Consider the following 19,242-nt stretch of genomic DNA (forward strand, 5'->3'; position numbering starts at 1 on the left):
TTCCTCAAGATGTAGGAGGCGGCCGCTCTCCCGGCAACGGGTTAGCCGATCCGCCGCAGGGCGTCGGCGATCACCTTTTCTGGAACCGGCATCAGTTTGGGACCGTCGGTCCAGACGAGGGCCGCTTCCACGGGGCGGTCCGGAAAGACCTCGCCCAGCACGGCGACATAGACCGCCATCTGGGCCAGATAGGCGGGATCGGCCTGTTCGATACTGGCGGGGGCCGGACGGTTGGTCTTGTAGTCGACGACCAGAACCCGCGTGTCGGTCACCACCAGCCGGTCGACCCGGCCCGAGATTGCCAGGCCCTTGGGCAGCCGGGCGCTGGTCCCGGCCAGGGCTACCTCGGCGCGCGAACCGGGCCCGAACACCGCGGCGAAGCGCTCATCCTCCAGCACCCCGAAGGCGGCGGCAGCCATTTCGGCACGCTGGTCGTCAGCCAGATCGCGCTCGGCGGCCAGCAGGCGTTGTCCGGCCGCGCGGCGCTCGGCCGGGGCCACATCGGGCAGGATCTGCAGCAGGCGGTGGATGATCTCGCCGCGCCGATAGCGGCCCAGTCCCTCGACCTTGGCCAGGGGCGAGGGGGCCGGGGCGCGGCTGTCGGCCTCGTCCTCGATCCGCGAGGGCGCGGCGTAGCGCGCGGTGGCGGGTTCCGGCGTGGCCAGACCTTGCGCCCAGCCGGGCAGGGGCATTTTCATGGCCTCGGCCAGGGCTTCCCTTGGCTGGGTCCTGGGATCGGGTCCATAGCGCAGGGTCGGCGAATCGGGATCGCCGATCTCGCGGACCTCGGGCGCGATGTCGGGGTGGGCGAAGGCCGCCCTGGCCGCCGCGTACCAGCCCCCGACATTCTCGTCCCTGGTGCGGGCGTCGATGCGGCCGCACAGGATCAGTCTGTCCCGCGCCCGGGTCAGGGCCACGTAATAAAGACGCAGGGCCTCTTCGGCTTCCTTCTTGTCGCGCAGGTCGCGGGCGCTGGTCGAGGCGGCGCAGTCGGCGCTCTTGCCGGTCGACCAGAGGACACCGCCCTCAGCCGTCGCCAGCAGCGGTGAACCGCCGGCACCGCGTTTCACCGTGGTCTCGGGCAGGAAGACGATCGGCGCCTCCAGGCCCTTGGAGCCGTGAGCGGTCATCACCCGCACCTCGCGGCGGGCGCCTTCCATCTCGCGCTTGACGATGATGTCCAGGGCCGCGAAGTCGGCGACCAGGGCTTCCAGGTCGCGGATATTGCGCTGCTCGGCGGCCATCACCTGGGCCAGGAACTCGTCCAGCGCTTCGTCGGCCTCGCCGCCCAGGCGGGTCAGCACCTTAGCGCGATTGGACAGGCCGGCGGCGTCGACCTTGCCCAGCAGGGTGGCGAAGAACTCGAACGGCTGGCGCCTGCGGCCCTCGACCAGGGCCCAGGCCAGCAGGTCGCGGGCGGCGGTCCAGCGCGGGTTCTCGTCGGCCCGCGCCGACAGCACCGACCACAGGGTCGCCTTCCGGCCCCTGGCCAGGGCATAGACGTCCTCGTCGGCCAGACCGCAGAACGGGCTCTTGAGCAGGGCCGCCAGGGTCAGGTCGTCTTCGGGGAACAGCACGAAGCGGCCCAGGGCCAGCAGGTCGTCGAAGGCAATATGGGCCGACAGCGACAGGCGGTCGGCCCCGGCCACCGGCACATTGCGCCGCTTCAGCGCGCGGATGATCTCCTCGAACAGCACCTTGCGGCGGCGGACCAGGATCAGGATGTCGCCGGCGTGGGCGGCGCGGCGCTTTCCCGTCTCCTTGTCGTGCACCTCGTCGCCGCGATCGAGAATGCCCTTGATCTCGGCGGCCATGGCCTCGGCCAGACGGCGGTTGGCGCTGTGCTCGGCCTCGGCGTCGAGCGGTGCCTCCCAAGCGTCGCGCTCCTCGCCGGGCCTTTCGCGGGTCAGGGGCCACAGGTCGACACAGCCGGGTCCGTCGGTGCGGAAGGGCTGGTGGGTGACCACATCGTCGCCGGCCGGGGGTGGCACGCCCTCGCGGGTGGCCGGGTCGGAAAACAGGGCATCGACGAAGCTCAGCACTTCGCGGGTCGAGCGGTAGGACATGGTCAGGGGCACGCCCATGCCGACCTGACCCACCGCCTCGATCCGGGCGATATAGGTCTGGGTTTCGCTCAGCAGTCGCTGTGGATCGGCCCCCTGGAAAGAATAGATCGACTGCTTCTCGTCTCCGACCACGAACAGGGTCCGCACGTCGCGGCTCCTGCGCCAGCCGCCCGCGCCCGCCCCGGCAAAGAAGTCGGCGGTCAGGGCCCGCAGGATCGCCCACTGGTCGGGGGCAGTGTCCTGGGCTTCGTCCAGCAGGATGTGATCGACCCCGCCGTCCAGCTTGTAGAGCACCCAGGCCGCATCGACCTTCTCGGTCAGCAGCACCTTGGCGGCCTCGATCAGATCGACGAAGTCCAGCGCGCCGCGCGAGGCCTTCTCCGCTCTGTGATCTAAAATGTACCGCGACGCCAAAAGCAGCGCGTAGGCGGTGTCTTGAGCCACTCGAGCGGCCCGGACCCGCTCTCGAGCGATCCCAAGCTTCTCCTGCTCGAATAGTAGCGCCTCTCGGAGGTCGGACCGGGCCTTTAAGCCAGAAGTTTTGGCTGGCCAAGTCGCGGGTGTGCCCGACCCGCCTTCGGTGAATAGTGCACCTAAGGCCAGTTCCAGAGTGGCGTCAGGATCACGGGCAACGCCCGCTAATTGGTCGCCGCACTTCGTGTCAGTCTTACCGCCTGAGCTGATCAGGACCTCAGCCACCTCACGCCACACGACCAGATCAAGATCGGCCATCGCTTCGTCTGCAACGGACTCGGGAGCGGTCGGACCATCGAATCCGCAAACCTTCCATACGTTACCAATCGCCCCATCGGCGCCGCCATGCTTGGCGAAATACCCAATGATGTCTCCCCGCCGGATCTCGAACGTGCCGAACATCGACTCGAAGGCCGCGAAGTCCAGGGCCACCGAAAACCGGGCATAGGCCTCGGCGAAGGCGTCGTCGTGGGTGTCGACATAGGTCGCCACCGTGCGGCGGGCGGCGCGGGCCACGGCGGCCCCGGCCGAGTCGTCCATCACCACAAAGCCCGGCGACACCCCGGCCTCCAGCGGAAACCGCCGCAGCAGCTTTTCGCAGAAGGCGTGGATGGTCTGGATCTTCAGGCCGCCCGGCGTTTCCAGGGCGCGGGCGAACAGGGCGCGGGCCCTGGACAGCGCGCCGGCGTCAAACGTCGCCTCCGGCTCGCCGACCAGTTTGGACAGCTCGGCGCGCAGCGGACCGTCGGCGGTCACCGACCAGCCGCCCAGACGCTCGAACAACCGTCGTTGCATCTCGGCGGCCGCGGCCTTGGTGTAGGTCACGCACAGGATAGCCTCGGGCGTCGACCCGGCCAGCAACAGCCGTGCAACCCGGTCGATCAGGGTCTTGGTCTTGCCCGATCCGGCATTGGCGGTGACGAAGGCCGAGATGGCTGGATCTGCGGCGATGCGCTGGGGGTCGGGAAGGCCGGTCATAACGAAGATCCTCCCCCTCTGGGGGAGGTGTCGCCGGAGGCGACGGAGGTGGCAAGCCGGAGGTTGGCCGCGCTGGCCCCCTCCGGCCCTCTGGGCCACCTCCCCCAGAGGGGGAGGATCTGTTCAGCGTTCCTCATTCACCCTCCCCGTCATCGCCGCTGGTCGACCATTCGAACACCCGCGCCAGGTGGGCGTAGTCGCCGGGGTGGTCCTTGACGAACTGCGGCGCGGTGCGTGAGCGATAGGGCTGGGCCGGATCGTCATAGCGCGTGATCAGGGTGCGCAGGCCGTCCAGCGCCTGGACGGCGGCGTGCTCGCTGTCGGCACTGGTGACCCGCACCTCTTCCAGCCCCGCCGGTTTGCGGCCGGTGACGCGGACATAGGTCAGGTCGCCGGGCTTGCGACCGGGCAGATCCGGAAAGCCGCCGTTCAGCAGGATCGCCGCCGTCAGGGTCAGCTGCGGCGAGAAGCCGGTCTCGACCTGCTTCTTCGACGGCGCCGCGCCGGTCTTGTAGTCGAGGATGTGGGCCAGGCCATCGGCGGTGGGCTCGATGCGGTCAGCCTTGGCGGTCAGGGTGAAGTCCCGGCCGTTGATCGGGAAGGTCAGGCGGCCCTCGGCTTCGACGATGATCTTTTCGGCCCGCGCCCGCCGGTCACGCTCCCAGTCGGCGACCCAGGCGGCCGCCTCCTTGGCAAGCGCCCGCTCACGGGCCAGGGCCGTCGCCGGCATGCCGGCGGCGACCAGCTCGCTCATATAGAGCGCTTCGAAGATGGCGGAGGCGTCGGCGGGGACCGGTCCCGGATGCTGCTCAGCGAATTTCTCGAACGCCGTATGGATAGCGGTGCCGCGGGCCCGGGCCTCGACCGGCTCGTCGGGACGCTCCAGCGGATAGAGCTTGAGGATGTCGCGGGCCCAGACGGCATAGGGGTCGCGGGTCAGGGCCTCGACGCGGGTGACGGCCATCCGGCGGGGGCGGTCGGCAACCGGCGGCGTTGGGGCCGGGCGGGGGTAAGGCTGATAGGCTCCCGGTGCGTCGAGGGCGCGGGCCCAGTCCAGGGCGTCCTGGCGCTGCGGCAGTTTCAGGCCCGCGCCGCCGGCCAGGGTCTTCAGCCGCCACAGCCAGCGGGACTCGACGGCGGGGGCGCCGCCGCGTCGCTCGCAGTGGACCAGGATGACGTCGGGCGCACTGGCGGCCTGGGCGAAATCGTGGGCGGTCAGGCCGACCCGGCGCTCGGGCGGCGGCAGGCCCAGCTTTTCGCGCATGGGCCGCGACAGGAACGGATCGATCGGCGCGCCCTGCGGCCAGATGCCTTCCTCCAGCCCGGCCAGCACCAGCCGGTCGGCGCGGACCAGGCGGGCCTCGATGGCCCCCAGGATGCGCAGACGCGGATGGGTGGCGCCGCCCACACGCAGGGTCTCCTCATTGACCAGCCGGTCGAGGATGTCGGCGAAGGCTCGGGGACTCGCTTCAGGCAGGACAACCCCGTCCTCGATCAGGGCCGAGAGCAGGGATCCCAGACTCTCGCCGGCCTGGCCGACCCACAGGCGGTCGGGGCCGGTCAAGGCCTCGAGGGCTTCGGTCAGGGCGAGGGCCGCTTTGGCGGGTGGTGCCAGCCCATCGACATAGAGCGCAGCGGCGTGGTCGACGGCGGCGAGCAGGCGCTGGGCCAGAGCTTGCGCGGTCGGGTGTTCCGCCAGCTTCGCCAGCAGGGCCCCGGCCGAGCGCGGAGCGGGGCCGCGCAGGCCCTTCAGCTCCAGCGTTGTCGAGGCCTCCAGGTCATCTTCTGATCGCACCAGCGGATGCTTGGCCAGGGCCAGCAGGCGCACGGGGTCCAGTGGGTCAGCGACCAGACCGGCCAGGTGCTGGGCCAGGATCGCGGCCGGGCTGGCGGCCAGGGGTGCGCCGGCCGAGCTGTCGGGGATGACGCCCCAGCGCAGAAGACGGGCATTGACCCGGCGGGCCAGGGTCTGGTCGGGCGTGACGAGGGCGGCGGTGCGGTTCGGATCCTCGAGGGCTTCGCGCAACAGCAAGGCGCAGGCGCTGGCGGCCTCCTCTTCGGTGCGGGCCGAGATCAGCGACAGGCCCTTCAGCCCCTCGGCGACGGGGTCGAGGTCGGGGGCTTCGGCACGCAGGCTTTCGATCTGGGCCAGCCAGTCGGCCGTGGCCTCGGCCGGACGCAGGGCCTCATTGACGATGCGGCGACGCCAGCGGCCCCGGCTGTCGCTCTGTGGAAACCACGGCCGGACATCGGCGCGGGTGATGCCGGCCCGGTCCAGCAGGCGGCGCATGGCCCCCTGCGGATGCTGCTCGCCGACCTTGTCCCAGGCGCTTTCGGCGAGGTCTTCGTCCAGACCTGGAAGCACCACGGCACCCAGCGGGGCGGCGGCGACGACGCGCAGCAGGTCGGCGGTGGCGGGGGCGGTGCCCGTCGAGCCGGCGGCGACCAGGACCTCGGTCGGCGGATGCTCGGTCCAGCGTTTGGCCAGGGCCCGCAGCAGAAGCACGCGGCGGTCTGCGACGTCGATCAGGCCCAGCTCTGTCAGGCGGGCAGGCCAGGCGGCGAGAACGGCTTTCAGGAACTTCGCCGAGACCTGCCAGTGTTGGGCCAGATCGCCGTCGGCCAGGCCGTCGAGCTTGCCGTCGGTATCGATCTCCTCGATCCGGCAGCTGTCGAGAAAGTCGGACAGGGCCTTGGCCATTTCCAGGGCCTGTGATGCGCCGGGGGAAAAGTTCAGGAGGTCGGCATGATCGACCACGATCCGGGCCAGTTCGAACCTGCGGCGGCGCGATGAGATGGCGGGCGGCAGGTCCAGGGCCAGATCGCCCGGCTCGAACGGCGCCTCGCCCTCGTCCAGGTCGCCCAGGGGGCGGATCTGAGGCAGGAGCAGGGCCTTGCCGTCACTGGCGGCCAGCAGGGCATCGGCCACGGCGCGCGCGCCGCGTCGCGTGGGGGTCAAGAGGGTGGCCCGCGGCAGGGCTTCGGGCCCCAGATGCGACAGTGCGGCGAGAAAGCCCCGGGCCAGATCGTCGACGAATGGGCGATGGGCCGGGATCGAGAACCAGCGCGGCCCCTCTCGGCCGAAGGGGCCGCTCACGGTCATGCCAATCTGGCTTCGGCGAGGTCACGGGCGACCGGATCGCCGACATGCATCCAAAGGCCATCGGGCGCCACGCCATGCACGCGTCCCCGAGCGGCCAGGTCTCGCCAGATCGGTGTCAGGGAGAAGGGGCCGTCGGGGCCGTCGGAGGTGATCGCCGGCTTGCAGATATGTACCCCGACATAGACCAGCGGTGCCATCTCTCCCGAGCCCTTGAACCGCACCATCCCGTCGTCGAGGAAGACGTCACCGCTGTCGTGGAACCCTAGCGAGCCCGCCGTCGGTGCCAGCATCAGACAGACGTCCATGGTCCCGGCATCCCAGGCCTCGGCCACCGCTTCCAGGGCCGGCACGCCCTCCTCGATCCAGACCGAATCGATATTGGCGACCCAGACGGGGCCTTCGCCCAGCAGGGGCAGGGCCTGCTTGATGCCGCCGCCGGTCTCGAGCGCTTGCGGGCGTTCGTCCGAGATGACGATCTGCGGCCCAAGACCCCTGGCCTGACGAGCCATCAGGTGGGCCTCCAGCCGGTCGGCAAAGGCGTGGACGTTGACCACGGCGGTCTCGACTCCGGCCGCAACCAGGCGATCCAGCATGTGGTCGATCAGGGCCCGGCCTCCGACCTCGACCAGGGCCTTGGGCCGGTCGTCCGTCAGAGGGCGCATGCGGGTGCCGAGACCGGCGGCCAGGACCATGGCGATCTTCGGGGCGGTGCTCATCGGCGGGCTTCCGCCGGAACGTGGGTGTCGAACCAGGCCTTGAGGTCCTTGAGGGCGGGATTGGCGAAGCAGACGTCCAGATAGGTCCACAGCCGGGGAATGAAGTCGGCATAGCGCGGCTTGCCGTCGCGGGTGACCAGTCGGGCGAAGATGCCGAGGATGCGGACGATATTGAGCGCGCCCAGGGCGTGATAGTCGGCCATGAAGGCGGTGCGATCGAGGTCCGGACGGGCGGTCAGATAGCGGTCGAGGCACGCGGCCTCGCGCTCGGGCGAGACGGTGCGCCGCGCATCGTGCAGCAGCATCGACAGGTCCCAGGCCGGATGCGCCAGAACGGCGTCCTGGAAGTCGAGCATACCGACCCGCGCCGGACCTTCGCGCTGAGGCAGCCAGATCAGGTTCTCGGCGTGATAGTCGCGATGACAGAAGACCGTGGCTCCGGCCTCGCCGATCGCGCGGATCGGTGACCAGAGCGCTTCCCAGTCTGCCAGGGCGGCAGCGCCGAACGCCAGGTCGCGATACTTGGGCTGCCACTCGACGAAGATGTCATGGGCGGTCTTCAGGGCCAGGTCATCATAGGTCAGCAGCGGCCAGGCCGAACCGTCAAAATCCAGCGTCTTGGCGGTCGGCGCGGCGTGCAGGGCCAGAAGGCCGTCTATGGCAGTGTCATAGAGCGGGGCCTCGTCGGTCCCGGTCTCGATCAGGCGGGCATAGAGGTCGTCGCCCAGGTCTTCCAGCACAGCGAGACCGGCGGAGGGGTCGGCGGCCAGCACCTTCGGCGCGGACAGGCCCTGAGCGTTCAGCCAGCCGGCGCAGGCGACAAAGGCGTCCACCCGGCCCGCCGCCAGACGGGCGAGGGCGTTATAGCCGAGCGTGGTGCGTTCGGCGGGCGTGGCGTCGGGTGGGCAGGGCGCAGTCTCGACCGACGGCGGCTGGTCCATGAAGATGAAGCTGGGGCCACCCTCCCGGTGCAGGCGTTCATAGCTGCGGGTCGAGGCATCGCCCCCCAGGCTCTCGCGGCGGACGTCGCCATAGCCGTGGGCCATCAGAAACGCGGCCTTGGCCGTCTCGCGCTCAGAACTCAAGGGTACGTCCTTCAAATCCGCCGTGCCGGGTGAGGGTGACGCGTCGCGCGTCGCCGTCGAGGGCGATGTCTATATCGAGCCGGTTGAGGGGCAAACGCCCTTCCAGCCTCTGGGGCCATTCAATCAGGGCAACCCCGCTGTCGAGCGCCTCGTCGAGGCCGATCTCATAGGCCTCGTCCGGATCGCTCAGGCGGTAAAGGTCGAAATGGGCCAGGGGGAAATCGGCCGTCTCGTAGAACTGCACCAGGGTGAAGGTCGGGCTGGGCACCTCCTCGTCCGGCGTGGTCAGGGCGCGGATCAGGGCCCGGGCAAGGGTCGACTTGCCAGCCCCCAGCGGACCGGTCAGGCACAGGGCGTCACCGGCCTTCAGGATGCGGGCCAGGGCCATGCCCAGGGCCTGGGTGGCAGCCTCGTCAGGGAGGACTCGGGGGGTCACGTCGGTGAACTCTCGGGGTGCGGTTGCAGATCCTCTTCCACATAGCGTTTCAGGAGGACCGTGGCTGCCGTCGAGTCGGTCGGCAGGTCGTCCGGATCGATCGGGCGGCCCACGGTGAGGCTGAACGGGCGCCCCTGCTTGTTGAGCAGTTCGTGGAACAGGGTGATGTCGCGCAGTTCCCGCGAATAGCGGTCGAACAGGTGGAACAGGGTCGACCACGGGCCCGCCACATGCACCGGCAGGATCGGCGCGGCATGTTTGCGGGCGATGGACACCGCCGAGGCCGCCCAGGGCGGATCGCTCAGCCGCCCCGTGGCGTCCCTCACGGCCAGTCGCCCGGCCGGGAAGATCATCAGGGCCCGTTCGGCCTCCATGGCCTCACGGGTCTGGGACAGGGTCAGGCGCAGGCGGTCGCGGGTCCGCTTGGCCTCGACCCACTCGACCGGAATCAACACCTCGTCGAACCTGGAGCAGACCCGGTGGGCGTCGGCATTGGCGTAGAAGACGATGTCCGGACGCACGGCCTTCAGGGCGTCATAGACCGCGACCCCGTCGGCGATCCCCGTGGGATGGTTGGCGACGACTATGACCCTGCCGGTGGCGGGCAGGTGCTCCAGCCCCCGGACCTCGACCTTGAGGGCCAGCAGGTCGGAGACATGGTCCAGCGCGCTGCGGCCGCCTAGGGGGGCGATGGAATCGGCCATCCGGCGGGCCCGGCCATAGCCCAACAGGCCATATAGAGGGGGCCTGATCCATGGCCAGAGCGGCGAGGCCGTCAGGCGCGGCGCGCGCTCGGCGATCAGGGTGTCGACGATGTGGGGCTCTGACGCGTTGAGCATGGGGCGAGCTTAGCCTTGGCCGGGCCCGCCTGTCAGAACATTTGACGCGCTGCGCCTGAGGGTTGAGCTTGTGAGCCTGGACCGGTGTCTGGAGGAACCGATGAAGACGTTCATGCGCTGGCTTGCAGCCGCCGCCGTGCTGGCCGTGATCGGGTTCGGGGCCTTTGCCTACTGGAACCTCGAACTGCGCTGGCAGCCCAAGACCATAACCCGTCACCAGGCCGAGATCGCCCAGATCCTCGAGCAGTCCGGCTGGGTGTCGCCGGGACTGCCGGGCCCGAAGCTCTACATGGTCAGCTTCCGCAACTGCCCGGACTGTGCACGCTTCAAGGCCGGGGAGTTTCCGAAACTGCACAAGGCCGGAGTCGATACGCGCCTGATCGAGATCGCCCGGGCCGATCGCAACGGTGCCGCCGAGTCCACGCCCGTTGAGCGCGCCACCGTGGCCGAACTTTGGGTCAACCGTAGCTGGAGCCTTGCCGAAGGTTGGGATGCGACTCCCGTCGAGGTCTGGACCGCCCCGGGGATCAAGCCGGCCGACGGCGACATCGCCCGGACTGCGGTCATCGAGGCCGGCCGGGCCAATGTCGACAAGCTGATCCCGCTGCTGAAGGCCAACGGCGTCAGCTTTGGCTGGCCGCTGATGGTCTGGTGGACCCCCGACGGCCAGATGCAGGCCTGTGCCTGCGAGCGCCCCGAGACCTATCGCTTCCTGCGCAAGGATCTGGGGGCATGAGGCGTGGCCTGACCCTCGCCCTCGGCGCGATCATCGCTACGGCATGGATTGGACCGGCCCAGGCCCAGCCGGCAGGACCGAAGCCGCTGGCGGCTCTGGCAGCGTCCGGCGGGCCCGCCCTGACCGGCCGGGTTCTGGTGGCGGATACGGAGCGCATCCTGTCGGATGAACGCGCCGGAGCCTATGGCGCGGCACCTGTCTGGCCCTGGGGCTCGGTGAGCAAGCAGGTGGCGGCGGCGCTGGTCATGATCGAGGTCGATCGGAAGGCGCTCTCGCTCGACGATTCGGTCACCTCGCGCTGGAAGGCTTTTCCCAATGCCGCGACCGGGGCCGTGACGGTCCGCCAGTTGCTACGGCATACCAGTGGCCTGCCCAACCCGGATGAGACTCCGGAAACGGGCGGGATCCCGGCCTTCTACCTGCGCCGCGATGCCGGGGCGGCTGCGTCGAACGCCGATGCAATGGGCTTTTGCGCCAGCCCGGCCAAGAATCCGCCGGAGACCCGGTTTGAATACAACAACTGCGACACCCTGGTTCTGGCCGGGGTGCTGGAGGCGGCGACCGGCAAGTCCTATGGCCGCCTCCTGGCCGAGGCGATTGCCCAGCCCCTCAAACTGACGTCCCTGCGCCTGGCCAGGCCCCAGGAGCGACCGATCATCGCCAGGGCCAATGGCCAGTCCGTGCCGCCGGTCAATCTTGCCACCTTTGGTGCCGCCGGGGCCCTGCTCGGATCACCGGAGGATCTCGTGCGATTTGACCAGGCGCTGCTGGCCCGACGCCTGGTGAGTCCGGCCTCGACGGCGGTGATGTGGACCGGCGATCCGGCGATCGGCTATGTGGCCCTGGGAGCCTGGTCTTTCAGCGCGCCGCTCAAGGGCTGTACCGGCGAGGTGGCGATGGTCGAGCGCCGGGGGGCCGTCGACGGGGTGCAGGTGCGCAATCTCATCGCGCCGGCGCTTGGCCGGATCCTGGTGGTCTTTACCGATGATGCCGGGTTCGAATTCGGCGAACTGTGGCAGGGATCGGGACCAAGCTTCGTCATGGCCTCGGAAGCTTTTTGCCGCTGACTCTGGCCGCAGGCGGTGCCGGCCTTGAACTGGCTGCCGACAAGACCCTTTTCCCCGGGCCCGGCCCGCGCTAACCGCAGTCCCGATGCCGACTTCACTCCGTACCGCTTATCGCGAACGCCTGGCGCAAGGTGAGATCCGCCCCGATGCGGCCCAGGCTGCGGCCGTCGAGGCCCTGTCGCGTCTGGAGGCTGATCTCGACTCGGCCGGCGAGCCCGGCTTTTCGCTGTTCGGCCGCAAACCCAAGAGCCAGAGGGGGGTCTATCTCTGGGGACCGGTCGGGCGGGGCAAGTCCATGCTGATGGACCTGTTCTTCGACAGCGCCCCGGTGACGCGCAAGCGGCGCATCCATTTCCACGCCTTCATGGCCGAGGTCCATGGCCATATCGACGCCTGGCGCAAGGGCGACGCCGCTGCCCGCAAGGCCCGTTTCGGCCAGTCGAAGGGCGATGATCCGGTGGCCCCGACCGCCGAACTGATCGCCGGTGAGGCCCGACTGTTGTGCTTTGACGAACTGCAGGTCACCGACATCGCCGATGCGATGATCCTGGGCCGGCTGTTCGAGGCCCTGTTTGCACGGGGTGTGACCCTGGTCGCCACCAGCAACCGGCCGCCGGACGACCTCTACAAGGACGGCCTGAATCGCCAGCTGTTCGTGCCCTTTATCGACATGCTCAAGGCGGCGCTCGACGTTGAGGCCGTGCGCGGCCCGGTGGATTTCCGGCTGGACCGGCTCAGGGCTGCCCGCACCTGGCTGTCGCCCAATGACAAGGCCTGCCAGGCCGAGTTCGAGCGGCTGTGGACCGATCTCCTGGACGGGGCTGCCGAAACCGGGGCCAATCTCGAGGTGCTGGGCCGGAGGATCCGCCTGCCCCGCGCCGCCGGCGGACTGTTGCGGTCGTCATTTGCCAGCCTGTGCCAGCAGGCCCTGGGGCCACAGGACTATCTGGCCCTGGCCCAGCAGTTCCATACCGTCTTCCTGGAAGACATCCCGCGCCTGACGCCCGAACGGCGGGATGCGGCCAAGCGCTTCAACACCCTGATCGACGCCCTGTACGAGGCCGACGCCAAGCTGGTGGCCCTGGCCGAGGCCGAGCCCGAGGCGCTTTATCCAGCTGGCGACGGGGCCTTCGAGTTCGAGAGGACGGTGTCGCGCCTGCAGGAAATGCGCTCGGCGGACTATGTCGCCCGGGTTCGGGATTGAGGAGGCCGGGATGAGCGTCAGGGACAGGGTCCGCATTGGCGACACGAAGCTGCTGTCGGACAACTGGTATGTCCTGAAGACCACGACCTTTGACTGGAAGCGGCGAGACGGGACCTGGCAGACCCAAAGCCGTGAACATTATGATCGGGGCAATGGGGCGGTTCTGCTGCCTTACAATCTGCGCGCCCGGACGGTGCTATTGGTGCGGCAGTTCCGTTATCCGGCCTTCGTCAACGGCTATGACGACCTGCTGATCGAGGCGGCTGCCGGCCTGCTGGACGATGCTGAGCCTGAGGTTCGGATCCGGGCCGAGGTGGAGGAGGAGCTGGGCTATCGCCTCGGCGCGGTCCGCCAGGTCTTCCAGGCCTATATGAGCCCCGGCTCGGTGACCGAGATTCTCTACTTCTTCGTCGCCGAATATGACACGGCCATGCGGATCGGAGACGGCGGCGGCCATCCCGATGAGGGCGAAGACATTGAGGTGCTTGAGCGCTCGATCGACGAGGCCCTGGTGATGATCGCCGACGGCCGCATCCGCGATGCCAAGACGATCATGCTGCTCCAGCACCTGGCCCTGACGGTGTTCCGGAGCTAGGGGCCGAGCGCGCGGCGTTACGCCGGCGGGGGTGGAATGCATCCCTACGGTCAGTGGGGGCGTAGCTCCCTGCGTAAAACCCGCAATGGCTCTGAGAACGTTTCTCAACAAGGACCGCTTCGTTGACACCCCCGTCCCCGCGCTTAAAAGCATCCCGCAACGCACAAAGGCTACTGGGGTTGGACCGATCATGACCGACACGAGCCGGGGGCTGCCCGAGCGCCCGATGTCGCCGCACCTGCAAGTGTGGCGTTGGCATATCACCATGGCGTGCTCCATCCTGCATCGCGGCTGCGTGATCGGCCTCTATGCGGGCACTGTCCTGCTCGCGCTTTACGCGCTTGCCCTGGCCGCAGGACCGGAAAGCTATGATCTCTATGGCGAGATCATGGGCAGCTTGCTGGGCAGGCTGGTCCTGCTGGGTCTGACCTTCGCCCTGTTCTTCAACATCGCCTATGCGATCCGCCAGACCTTCTGGGACGCGGGTCTCGGTTTTGCGCCGAAGACTGCTGATCTGACCGGCGCAACCGCTATTGCCTTCGCCGTGGTCGCCACGGCCGTCACCTGGGTGATCGCCTCCGCCACGGGAGCCTTCTAATCATGGCCGAGAAAGCATCGGAACGCTTCCGCACCCCCCTGTCCCGCGCGCGCGGCATGGGTGCCGCACGCCACGGCGTCGGCCATTTCATCACTGAACGGGTGTCGGGCATCGCCCTGATCCCCCTGTCCCTCTGGGGCGTTTTCGCCGGCCTGGAGTTGGCGGCCAGTGATTTTGATGGGGCCACCCTGTGGCTCACCGAACCGCTGAACGCGGTGCTCCTCGGCCTGCTGCTGATCGCGGCCCTGATCCATCTGCAGGCCGCTGTCCAGGTCGTGATCGAGGACTATATCCACCGGTTCACGACCAAGAGCGCCCTGGTCATTCTCAATCTCTTCGTCTGCGTGCTTAGCGGCGCCCTTGGGATCTTCTCGATCCTGAAGGTCGCCCTCACCGGAGCCTTTTGATGTCGGCCTACAAGTTCATCGACCACAAGTTCGACGTCGTCGTCGTCGGTGCCGGCGGCTCGGGCCTCCGCGCTGCGCTCGGCTGCGCCCAGGCCGGTCTGAAGACCGCCTGCGTCACCAAGGTGTTCCCGACCCGCAGCCACACCGTGGCGGCCCAGGGCGGCATCTCGGCCTCGCTGGGCAACATGGGCCAGGATGACTGGCGCTGGCACATGTACGACACCGTCAAGGGGTCGGACTGGCTGGGCGACCAGGACGCCATCGAGTACCTGACCCGCAATGCGCCCGCCGCCGTTTATGAACTCGAGCACTGGGGCGTGCCCTTCTCGCGCACGGCCGAGGGCAAGATCTATCAGCGTGCCTTTGGCGGCATGACCAAGAACTATGGCGAAGGCCCGATCCAGCGCACCTGCGCGGCGGCTGACCGCACCGGTCACGCCATGCTGCACACGATGTACGGCCAGTCCCTGGCGCACGACACCGAGTTCTTCATCGAGTACTTCGCCCTCGACCTGATCATGGAAGATGGCGTCTGCCGTGGCATCACGGCCTGGAAGCTCGATGACGGCACCCTGCACCGCTTCCAGGCCCAGATGGTGATCCTGGCCACCGGCGGTTACGGCCGCGCCTATTTCTCGGCGACCTCGGCCCATACCTGCACGGGTGACGGTAACGCCATGGCTCTGCGCGCCGGCCTGCCGCTGCAGGACATGGAATTCGTCCAGTTCCACCCGACCGGCATCTACGGCGCCGGCTGCCTGATCACCGAGGGTGCCCGCGGCGAAGGCGGCTATCTGACCAATTCTGAAGGTGAGCGCTTCATGGAGCGCTATGCGCCGTCCGTGAAGGACCTGGCTCCGCGCGACATGGTCAGCCGGGCCATGACCATCGAGATCCGCGAAGGCCGCGGCGTGGGTCCCAACAAGGACCACATCTTCCTGCATCTGGATCACCTGGATCCGAAGATCCTGCACGAACGCCTGCCCGGCATTTCCGAGACCGCCAAGGTCTTTGCCGGCGTCGACGTGACCAAGGCCCCGATCCCGGTGCTGCCGACCGTCCACTACAATATGGGCGGCATCCCGACCAACTATCACGGCGAGGTCGTCACCAAGGCCGGCGACAATCCCGACCAGGTGATCCCCGGCCTGATGGCCGTGGGCGAGGCCGCCTGCGTCTCGGTGCACGGAGCCAACCGCCTGGGCTCCAATTCGCTGATCGACCTGGTGGTGTTCGGGCGCGCGGCTGCCCTGCGCTGCGCCGAGATTCTCAAGCCCCTGGCGACCCAGCCGGAGCTGAAGAACGCCAATACCGACGCCCACCTGGCCCGTTTTGACCGTTATCGCAACGCCAGCGGAACCCAGGGCACAGCCGCTCTGCGTCTCGAGATGCAGAAGGCCATGCAGGAAGACGCCGCTGTGTTCCGTACCGGCGAAACTCTGGCCGGCGGTGCCCAGCGCCTGGCCGGGGTCTGGGAGAAGGCCAAGGACATCAAGGTCAGCGATCGTGGTCTGGTGTGGAACACCGACCTGATGGAGACCCTGGAGTTCGACAACCTGATCGGCCAGGCCGTGGTGACGGTAGCCGGCGCGGTCAACCGCACGGAAAGCCGCGGTGCTCACGCCCGCGAGGACTTCGGCGATCGCAATGACGGCGAGTGGATGAAGCACACCCTGGCCTGGCTCGACGTCGACACCGGCAAGGTGAAGATCGATTACCGCCCGGTCCACAGCTACACGATGTCAGACGACATCGCCTACATCCCGCCTAAAGCACGGGTTTATTGAGGGTCCGATGGTCGAGCTCGCGCTTCCCAAGAACTCCCAGGTCAAGGCCGGCAAGCACTGGCCGGCCCCCGCCGGAGCCACGAAGGTCAAGACCTTCAAGATCTATCGTTACGATCCCGAGGCGGGCGGCAATCCGCGTTGGGATACCTATGATGTCGATATGGATGCGGTGGGGCCGATGGTCCTGGACGCCCTGCTCTTCATCAAGAACACCATCGATCCGACCCTCGCCTTCCGTCGATCGTGCCGGGAAGGGGTCTGCGGCTCCTGTTCGATGAACATTGGCGGCCGCAACACCCTGGCCTGTACCAGCGGCTGGGCGGACGTGCCGGGCAAGGCCGTGCAGATCGCGCCCCTGCCGCATGCGCCGGTGGTCAAGGACCTGATCCCGGACCTGACCCTGTTCTACGCCCAGTACGCCTCGGTCGAGCCCTGGCTTCACACTGATACCCCCGAGCCTCAGGCCGAATGGCGCCAGAGCCCGGAAGACCGTCTGAAGCTGGACGGTCTCTATGAGTGCATCCTTTGTGCCTGCTGCTCGACCTCGTGCCCCAGCTACTGGTGGAACGGCGACAAGTATCTGGGCCCGGCGTCCCTGCTGCATGCCTATCGCTGGCTGATCGACAGCCGCGACGAGGCAACCGGCGACCGTCTCGATGCGCTGGAAGATCCGTTCAAGCTCTATCGCTGCCACACCATCATGAACTGCGCCCAGGTCTGCCCCAAGGGCCTGAATCCCGCCAAGGCGATCGCCGAAATCAAGAAGATGATGGTCGAGCGCGTCGTCTGACGCGTTCTGCAGCGGTTCGTCCCTGAAGGCGCTTGCCAAAAGGTGACGCCACCGTCATTTTTGACGAAAGGGAGGGCGCGTCTTGAGCGTATCTGAGTTGGGCGATCTGAACGCGCGCGTGGTCATCGTGGGAGCTGGTCATGCCGGCGGATCTGCGGCGGCTTTCCTGCGGCAGTACGGCCATACCGGACCCATCGTTCTGATCGGTGACGAGCCCCTTCTGCCCTATCAGCGTCCGCCCCTGTCCAAGGCCTGGCTCAAGGGTGAGGCCACGGCCGATTCCCTGGCCCTGAAGCCGGCCAGTTGGTACGCGGAAAACCAGGTCTCCCTGCGCTTGAGTGGCCAGGCTGTGCGGATCGATAGGACCACTCAGGTCGTTCACCTGGCGTCAGGAGAGACCTGTGCCTATGACGCCCTGATCCTGGCTACCGGGGCTCGCGCCCGCAAGCTGCCGATTCCCGGAGCAGACCTGGCCGGGGTCATGGCTCTGCGCACGGCCGCCGATGCCGAGGATCTCAAAGCGGCCCTGGGTCCGGACAAGCGCCTGGCCGTGGTCGGAGGCGGCTATGTGGGCCTTGAGGTCGCAGCCTCGGCCCGGGTCCTCGGCAGCCATGCCATGATCATTGAGCGCGAGGCCCGGGTGTTGGCCCGCGTCGCCTGTCCCGTATTGTCGACCTTCTTTCAGGACTATCACGCCGCGCGGGGCGTCGCCTTCGAACTGGCGGCCGCTGTCGAGGCCTTCGAGGGGCGGGACGGTCACGTCTCCGGGGTGCGGTTCGCCGATGGTCGGGTGGTGGCCTGTGATGTGGCCCTGGTGGGCGTCGGGGCCATCCCGAATGATGAACTGGCCCGCGAGGCCGGTCTCGACTGCGCCAATGGCGTCGTAGTCGATGCAGAAGCCCGCACCATCGATCGGCGAATCTTCGCCATCGGGGATGTCAGTGATCGTCCGCTGCCGCTCTATGATCGCCGGGTCCGGCTGGAGAGTGTGCCCAATGCTCTAGAGCAGGCCAAGCAGGCCGCTGCCGCCATTGTCGGGCGCCCTGGCCCCGCACCGGAAGTGCCCTGGTTCTGGTCCGACCAGTATGACCTGAAGCTGCAGATCGCCGGCCTGCCCTTTGACGCGGACCAGATCATTGTCCGGGGTGATGTCGCAGCGGCGAAGTTTGCGGTCTTCCATCTTAAGGGCGATTGCCTGCAGGCCGTCGAGGCGGTCAATGCCCCGCCCGAATTCATGGTGGGCAAGCAGCTGATCGGCAAACGCACGCCGATCGCGGTGGCAAAGCTCAGCAATCCGGCAATATCAATGAAGGACGTGGCGGCCTGAAGCCGCCCAGCAGGGGAACCCAAGGAAACCTCATGGCCAAGATCACCTATATCGAGCACGACGGCTCCGAGCACGTCCTGGATGTCAAGCCGGGCCTGACGGTCATGGAGGGCGCGGTCAAGAACAACGTGCCCGGCATCGACGCCGACTGCGGCGGGGCCTGCGCCTGTGCAACCTGCCATGTCTATGTTGATGATGCCTGGCTTGCGAAGACCGGCGACAAGTCGGCCATGGAAGAGTCGATGCTCGACTTCGCCGAAAACGTCGAACCCAACAGCCGCCTGTCCTGCCAGATCAAGGTGAGTGACGCCCTGGATGGCCTGGTCGTCCGCTTGCCGGAAAGCCAGCATTAAGCCTGACGGCCAGAAAGCGTCGTTATATCGTCACGAAGGGCTTGCCATGGGCGGGGAGCGGGCCTAAATCCGCCCCTCGCTCGGAACCGCATCGCGGCCGAATGGCGCAGTCCCCAAAAGGGGCCTTGCATCGTTCGAACCGCTTCGTTAGTCTCCGCGCTCCAATCGACTCGGTCATGGACACACGAGGGAAGCCTAGGCGGCCCATGAGTGTCTTTTGCACTTTGGCCTCCGGTGCGCCGGCTTGCTGAATGTGCAAACGGATCGGTTGACACTGGGGTGTCGCTTCTCTAGAAGCGCCGCTCCGGGCATCGCCGCCAAGTATTCGTAAGAATTCAGAAGCGCGATGTTAAGTCTTTCAGCCAGGTGTTTTGAGTTTATTCAAAATAATCAGTTGACTGACTTGAATGGCTTCTTTAGAAGCTGTTCGCTCGAACGGTTCCGGTTTTCCGGACACGCCGAGCAAATTCAAAACGTTTTGTAAAAAACGGTTTGACACGGAATTCGGGGTTGGATAGATAGCCGCCTCCGCCGACACCGGGCGTTAAGCGGTGGTGCTGCTGAGAGGCGGTTCTGGGAGCTTCGGCTCTGGGTCTTTGACATTGTTGATTTGGAAAGAGAAACGCAGGCGGCGGCGCTCTGGCGATGGACTGAAAAGGTTCATCTCGAACGCTGACAAAT

The 19,242-nt window shown here is 67.6% G+C and carries 16 protein-coding genes; 10 read left to right on the forward strand and 6 right to left on the reverse strand.

Annotation, left to right across the window (positions count from 1 at the left end; genetic code table 11):
- Window positions 1-41: 41 nt before the first annotated feature.
- From addA to AQ619_RS00580, 6 genes are all read right to left on the reverse strand, one after another.
- Complete coding sequence (gene addA / locus AQ619_RS00555; RefSeq protein WP_062142796.1) at window positions 42-3,518, reverse strand: double-strand break repair helicase AddA; 3,477 nt, start codon at window positions 3,516-3,518, stop codon at window positions 42-44.
- Window positions 3,519-3,651: 133 nt separating this feature from the next.
- Window positions 3,652-6,621 (reverse strand): double-strand break repair protein AddB, encoded by a 2,970-nt coding sequence (gene addB, locus AQ619_RS00560; RefSeq protein ID WP_062142799.1) that lies wholly within the window; start codon window positions 6,619-6,621, stop codon window positions 3,652-3,654.
- Complete coding sequence (gene murU, locus AQ619_RS00565; protein ID WP_062142802.1) at window positions 6,618-7,337, reverse strand: N-acetylmuramate alpha-1-phosphate uridylyltransferase MurU; 720 nt, start codon at window positions 7,335-7,337, stop codon at window positions 6,618-6,620. Before murU ends, addB begins: the two co-directional genes overlap by 4 nt.
- Window positions 7,334-8,383: an N-acetylmuramate/N-acetylglucosamine kinase AmgK gene (gene amgK, locus AQ619_RS00570; protein WP_062151081.1), complete on the reverse strand. Its 1,050-nt coding sequence runs from the start codon at window positions 8,381-8,383 to the stop codon at window positions 7,334-7,336. Before amgK ends, murU begins: the two co-directional genes overlap by 4 nt.
- Window positions 8,384-8,411: 28 nt before the next feature.
- Window positions 8,412-8,858, reverse strand: a complete 447-nt coding sequence (gene tsaE, locus AQ619_RS00575) for a tRNA (adenosine(37)-N6)-threonylcarbamoyltransferase complex ATPase subunit type 1 TsaE (RefSeq protein ID WP_257720834.1) — start codon at window positions 8,856-8,858, stop codon at window positions 8,412-8,414.
- Window positions 8,855-9,697: a GNAT family N-acetyltransferase gene (locus AQ619_RS00580; RefSeq protein WP_166504104.1), complete on the reverse strand. Its 843-nt coding sequence runs from the start codon at window positions 9,695-9,697 to the stop codon at window positions 8,855-8,857. The genes tsaE and AQ619_RS00580 overlap by 4 nt, the downstream gene beginning before the upstream one ends.
- A gap of 100 nt (window positions 9,698-9,797) precedes the next feature.
- Between AQ619_RS00580 and AQ619_RS00585 the strand changes: the two genes are divergently transcribed.
- The 10 genes from AQ619_RS00585 to AQ619_RS00630 all read left to right on the forward strand — a co-directional run bounded on the left by AQ619_RS00585 (window position 9,798) and on the right by AQ619_RS00630 (window position 18,561).
- Entirely contained in the window at window positions 9,798-10,433 is a 636-nt protein-coding gene (locus AQ619_RS00585) for a hypothetical protein (RefSeq protein ID WP_062142805.1), read from the forward strand.
- Window positions 10,430-11,500 (forward strand): serine hydrolase domain-containing protein, encoded by a 1,071-nt coding sequence (locus AQ619_RS00590; RefSeq protein ID WP_062142808.1) that lies wholly within the window; start codon window positions 10,430-10,432, stop codon window positions 11,498-11,500. Before AQ619_RS00585 ends, AQ619_RS00590 begins: the two co-directional genes overlap by 4 nt.
- Before the next feature lie 85 nt (window positions 11,501-11,585).
- Window positions 11,586-12,704: a cell division protein ZapE gene (gene zapE, locus AQ619_RS00595; RefSeq protein ID WP_062142811.1), complete on the forward strand. Its 1,119-nt coding sequence runs from the start codon at window positions 11,586-11,588 to the stop codon at window positions 12,702-12,704.
- Between the two features lie 10 nt (window positions 12,705-12,714).
- A complete protein-coding gene (locus AQ619_RS00600) occupies window positions 12,715-13,299 on the forward strand; it encodes an NUDIX hydrolase (protein WP_062142814.1) in 585 nt (194 codons plus the stop codon).
- A gap of 190 nt (window positions 13,300-13,489) precedes the next feature.
- Window positions 13,490-13,897, forward strand: coding sequence for a succinate dehydrogenase, cytochrome b556 subunit (sdhC, locus tag AQ619_RS00605; protein WP_062142817.1), 408 nt, complete (start codon window positions 13,490-13,492; stop codon window positions 13,895-13,897).
- Between the two features lie 2 nt (window positions 13,898-13,899).
- The gene (gene sdhD, locus AQ619_RS00610; protein WP_062142819.1) at window positions 13,900-14,304 is read left to right on the forward strand and encodes a succinate dehydrogenase, hydrophobic membrane anchor protein; all 405 of its coding nucleotides are present in this window, start codon (window positions 13,900-13,902) and stop codon (window positions 14,302-14,304) included.
- A complete protein-coding gene (gene sdhA, locus AQ619_RS00615) occupies window positions 14,304-16,091 on the forward strand; it encodes a succinate dehydrogenase flavoprotein subunit (RefSeq protein ID WP_062142822.1) in 1,788 nt (595 codons plus the stop codon). Before sdhD ends, sdhA begins: the two co-directional genes overlap by 1 nt.
- Window positions 16,092-16,098: 7 nt before the next feature.
- On the forward strand, window positions 16,099-16,881 hold the full coding sequence (locus AQ619_RS00620; protein WP_062142825.1) for a succinate dehydrogenase iron-sulfur subunit: 783 nt from the start codon (window positions 16,099-16,101) through the stop codon (window positions 16,879-16,881).
- A gap of 97 nt (window positions 16,882-16,978) precedes the next feature.
- Window positions 16,979-18,208: an NAD(P)/FAD-dependent oxidoreductase gene (locus AQ619_RS00625; protein ID WP_166504306.1), complete on the forward strand. Its 1,230-nt coding sequence runs from the start codon at window positions 16,979-16,981 to the stop codon at window positions 18,206-18,208.
- Window positions 18,209-18,240: 32 nt separating this feature from the next.
- Window positions 18,241-18,561 (forward strand): 2Fe-2S iron-sulfur cluster-binding protein, encoded by a 321-nt coding sequence (locus AQ619_RS00630; protein WP_062142831.1) that lies wholly within the window; start codon window positions 18,241-18,243, stop codon window positions 18,559-18,561.
- The last annotated feature ends 681 nt before the right edge of the window (window positions 18,562-19,242 follow it).

This window comes from Caulobacter henricii (assembly GCF_001414055.1).
GTDB classification, from domain to species: Bacteria; Pseudomonadota; Alphaproteobacteria; order Caulobacterales; family Caulobacteraceae; genus Caulobacter; species Caulobacter henricii.